Here is a 4162-nt window from a genome sequence, read left to right as displayed (position 1 = left end):
CGCGCGCGTAGGCGAGCGGCTGCACGCTGCCGGCGCGCCGGTCGATCCAGCCGCCGATGAAGGCGCGGGTGCCGAGCCGGGCCGCCACCTGCTCGCCGTCGAGCAGTTCGACCGGCGCGCCGCGGCGTTCCCATTGCCGGGCGCGTGCCTGCAGGGTCGGCAGGAGCCGCGCCGAATGCGTCGGCTGGACCCAGCCGGCCCGCACCGCGTCGCAGGCGATGCCATGGCGGGCGATCAGGTCGAACACGGTATCGGCGGCGCCGCCGGCCATCTCGATCAGGACTTGGCCGTTGCGCTCGCCGAAGCGGCGCAGCAGTTCGTCGGGATCGTACTTGAGGCCGGGGATCACCTGGCCGCCATTGCGGCCCGAGGCGCCCCAGCCGGGTTCGTGCGCATCGAGCACGCGCACCGCGATGCCGCGCTCGGCCAGGTGCAGGGCGCTCGACAGCCCCGTGTAGCCGGCGCCGACGATCGCGACGTCGGTCACCGCCGATTCGGCCAGCGGCGGCGCGTCGACGCCGGGCGGCGCGGTGGCGGCCCACAGCGAGGGCGGCAGGGAGGCAGCGAAGGAGGCGCTCATGTCGCGGACACGGTGGAGGAATGAGGATCGAGCATGCGGCGCAGGAAATCGCGTGTGCGCGGATGCCGTGGATTGCCGAGCACCTCGGCGGCGGCACCCGCCTCGCAGATCCGGCCGTCGTGCAGGAAGGCGACGCGATCGGCGACCTCGCGCGCGAAACCCATCTCGTGCGTGACCACGATCATCGTCATGCCGTCGGCGGCGAGCTGGCGCATCACGCCGAGCACCTCGCCGACCAGCTCGGGATCGAGCGCCGAGGTGGGCTCGTCGAACAGGATCGCGCGCGGCTGCATGGCCAGGGCCCGCGCGATCGCGACGCGCTGCTGCTGGCCGCCCGAGAGCTGGGACGGATAGGCATCGGCGCGATGCGCGAGACCGACCTTGTCGAGCAGCCGGCGCGCGCGTTCGAGGGCCGCCGCGCGGGCTTCCTTCCTGACGTGGAGCGGGCCCTCCAGCACGTTTTCCAGCGCGCTGCGATGCGGGAACAGGTTGAAGCGCTGGAACACCATGCCGACCTGGGTGCGCAGCGCGTGGATGGTGGGCGAGGCGGGATCCACGCGCTGGCCGTCGATGGCGATGCTGCCGCCCTGGTGCGTCTCCAGCCCGTTGATGCAGCGAAGCAGGGTCGACTTGCCCGAGCCGGACGGCCCGATCAGGCAGACCACCTCGCCCGCGCTGACTTCCAGGCTCACGCCCTTGAGCACCTCGGTCTCGCCGAAGCGCTTGTGCAGATCGTCGATGCGGATCATCGCGCCCCCTTCAGGCCGAGGTGGCGTTCGAGCCGGCGCAGGCTCCAGACCAGCGGCAGGCTCAGCGCCAGGTAGAGCAGGGCCACCAGCGTGTAGACGGTCATGTTCTGGAAGGTCGAGGAGGCGATCAACTGGCCGGCGCGCGTCATTTCCGCGACCGTGATGGTCGAGGCCAGCGAGGAATCCTTCAGCATCATCACCAGCGTATTGCCGTAGGGTGGCAGCGCGATGCGGAAGGCCTGCGGCAGCACCACGCGGCGCATGATCATCGCGCCGCGCATGCCGATCGACTGCGCCGCCTCGATCTGGCCGCGGTCGATGGCCTTGATGCCGGCCCGGAAGTTCTCGGCCTGGTAGGCCGAGTAGGCGATGCCCAGGCCGATGCAGCCGGCCTGGAAGGCCGATAGCTGCACGCCGAGATCGGGCAGCACGAAGTAGATGTAGAACAACTGGACGATGATCGGCAGCCCGCGGATCACGTTGATCACGGCGGCCGCGCCGCCTGACAGCAGGCGGTTCGGCGAGACCCGCATCAGGGCGAAGGCGAGGCCGACCAGCGTGCTCAGCACGAACGAGCAGACGGTGATCTCGACCGTGACGATCGCGCCCTTGAGCAGGATCGGCAGGAAATCGAGCAGGTTCTGCAGGGACATGGCGAACTCTCCTTGGACGCGACGCGCGGGCGCGTCACTCGACCTGCCATTTCTTGACGATCTGGTTCAGCGTGCCGTCGGCCTTGATCTTGCGGATGCCCTCGTTGAGCTTGTCGAGCGTGTCGCGATCGCCCTTGCGCACCACGAAGCAGACCTGGCCGAGCACCGAGGGCTGGTAGCCCTCGACCAGGCGGATCTTCGGGTTGGGATTCTTCTGCAACTGGTAGGCGAGGATCGGGCGATCGCCGAAGCCGGCCTGGATGCGGCCCAGCGCGACGTCGCGCAGGATGTCGGCGACCGAATCGTAGGTGCGCACCTCCTTGAAGATGCCCTTCTTGTTCAGCGCGTCGACGAAGGCGGTGCCGACCTGGGCGCCCACCACGGCGCCCTTCAGGTCGTCCATCGAGCTGTACTTGCCGGCGTCGCTGGCGGGCACCACCAGCCCCTCGCCGTAGGAATAGACCGTGTCCGAGAAGTCGACCACCTGCTGGCGCGCCGGCGTCTTCAGCATGGCGGCCGAGATGATGTCGATCTTCCTGGTGGTCAGCGAGGGGATCAGGGCGGCGAAGGTGGTCTGCTCGATCTTCACGTCGAAGCCGGCGGCGTGGCCGGTGGCGCTGATCGCGTCGACCAGCAGGCCCTGGATCGCGTTGCTCTTCACGTCGAGGAAGGTGAAGGGCACGCCGGTGGCGGTGGCGCCCACCGTGTAGACGGGCGGCGCGGCCTGGGCCGAAAGGGGCGCGACGGCGGCCAGCGGGGCGAGCGCGCAGGCCAGGACGAGGGCGAAGCGTTTGGCGAACTGAAACATGGGATTGCCTCCTGTGCGGAAGACCAGCCGGTCAGAAATCGATGAACACCTACTGAATCATGGTATTCGAGTCAAAAATATCGATGAAAGATTTTTGCGTATCGATATTCGATATGCTATCGTCGATGCCACATGATGACCATTGGGCGTTTCCATGAGTGAGTCCGACCGGACGCCGGCCGCCGAGGGCGGCGAGGCCAGCAGCGACGCGCTGTTCAACCAGTCGCTGGAGAAGGGCATCGCGGTGCTGCGCGCGTTCGGCGCCCAGCGCCGCTCGATGAGCCTGCAGGAGGTCGCCGACGCGACCGCGATCACCAAGAGTTCGGCGCAGCGGATGATCTACACGCTGGAGCGGCTCGGCTACGTGCGCAAGCATCCGCGCACGCGCCGCTACCAGCTCACGCCGCGCGTGATGCAGATCGGCTTCAGCTACCTGTCGGCGGACATGCTGATCGACGTCGCCAATCCGTTCCTCTCGGAACTGACCAACGTGACCGGCGAAACCACCAACCTGACCGAGCCCGACGGCACGGATATGGTCTACGTCGCGCGCTTCGTCTGTACCAAGTTCGTGCCGATCCACATGCCGATCGGCAGCCGCATCCCGATGTACTGCACGGCTTCGGGGCGTGCTTACCTGGGCGCGTTGCCCGAGCCGGAGGCGCATGCGCTGCTGCTCGCCAGCGAGCGCGTGGCGCATACGCAGTACACCGTCACCGAGATCGCGCCTATCGAGGCGCTGCTCGGCCAGGCGCGACTGCGTGGTTATGCCTCGAATCGCGAGGAGTTGTTCATCGGCGACATGACGATCGCGGCGCCCGTGTTCGACGGCGAGCGGCGGCCGGTCGGTTCGGTGCACGTGGTTGCGCCGTCGAGCCGCTGGAGCATCGAGGAAGCCGAGCGCCGGCTGGCGCCGGCCGTGATCGACTGCGCGCGCGGCGTGTCGAATTCGATCCGGACGCTGGCCTGAGCCAAGCGCCCTGGATGGGGGAAGGGGAATCGGCGATGGCGGCCGTGAGCCGCCCGCTTGAAAGCGGCAGGCTCAGTAGCTGCCGTTGGCGAAGCGCGCGATCGGATCGTCGCCGCTGCCGGGGAGGTTGCCGGAGGCGGTCGAGGCGCGGATGATCCGCACGCCTTCGGGGGCTGCCGAGCGGGCTTGCTGGGCAGCGGCGCGGGCGGTTGGCGGGGGCGGCTCGAAGGCATCGGCCGCGGCGTCGATCGGGTCCGGCGCGCGGTTCGCTGCCGTTGAGCTTGCCGTTGCCGTGACGGGCGGCGAAGAAACCGGCGCATATTGCGGCGCGGCCATGCTGGTGTCGACCTCGGGCGCGCGCGGCGTCACGGCCGCGGTGGTGGCGCCGGCCGCGCGGGCCTG

The 4162-nt window shown here is 69.1% G+C and carries 5 protein-coding genes and 1 pseudogene; 1 reads left to right on the top strand and 5 read right to left on the bottom strand.

The features are described from left to right. From F3J18_RS35840 to F3J18_RS35825, 4 genes are all read right to left on the bottom strand, one after another. Positions 1-580, bottom strand: a 580-nt coding sequence (locus F3J18_RS35840; protein ID WP_166916852.1) for an FAD-dependent oxidoreductase, incomplete at its 3' end; no start/stop codon positions are given. Further along, complete coding sequence (locus tag F3J18_RS35835) at positions 577-1329, bottom strand: amino acid ABC transporter ATP-binding protein (protein WP_166916850.1); 753 nt, start codon at positions 1327-1329, stop codon at positions 577-579. The genes F3J18_RS35835 and F3J18_RS35840, both read right to left, overlap by 4 nt. Further along, positions 1326-1982: an amino acid ABC transporter permease gene (locus tag F3J18_RS35830; protein ID WP_166916848.1), complete on the bottom strand. Its 657-nt coding sequence runs from the start codon at positions 1980-1982 to the stop codon at positions 1326-1328. Before F3J18_RS35830 ends, F3J18_RS35835 begins: the two co-directional genes overlap by 4 nt. Before the next feature lie 34 nt (positions 1983-2016). Beyond that, entirely contained in the window at positions 2017-2790 is a 774-nt protein-coding gene (locus F3J18_RS35825; RefSeq protein ID WP_025097623.1) for an ABC transporter substrate-binding protein, read from the bottom strand. Between the two features lie 154 nt (positions 2791-2944). Here F3J18_RS35825 and F3J18_RS35820 point away from each other — a divergent pair, with 154 nt between their 5' ends. Beyond that, on the top strand, positions 2945-3760 hold the full coding sequence (locus F3J18_RS35820; RefSeq protein WP_013698292.1) for an IclR family transcriptional regulator: 816 nt from the start codon (positions 2945-2947) through the stop codon (positions 3758-3760). A gap of 72 nt (positions 3761-3832) precedes the next feature. Here the strand turns inward: F3J18_RS35820 and F3J18_RS38420 are convergent. Next, a pseudogene (locus tag F3J18_RS38420) lies at positions 3833-4162 on the bottom strand (peptidoglycan endopeptidase); the annotation flags it as partial.

Source organism: Burkholderia sp. Ax-1720, from assembly GCF_011753035.1.
GTDB lineage: Bacteria > Pseudomonadota > Gammaproteobacteria > Burkholderiales > Burkholderiaceae > Burkholderia > Burkholderia gladioli.
This window is presented reverse-complemented; position numbering and strand designations above follow the sequence as displayed.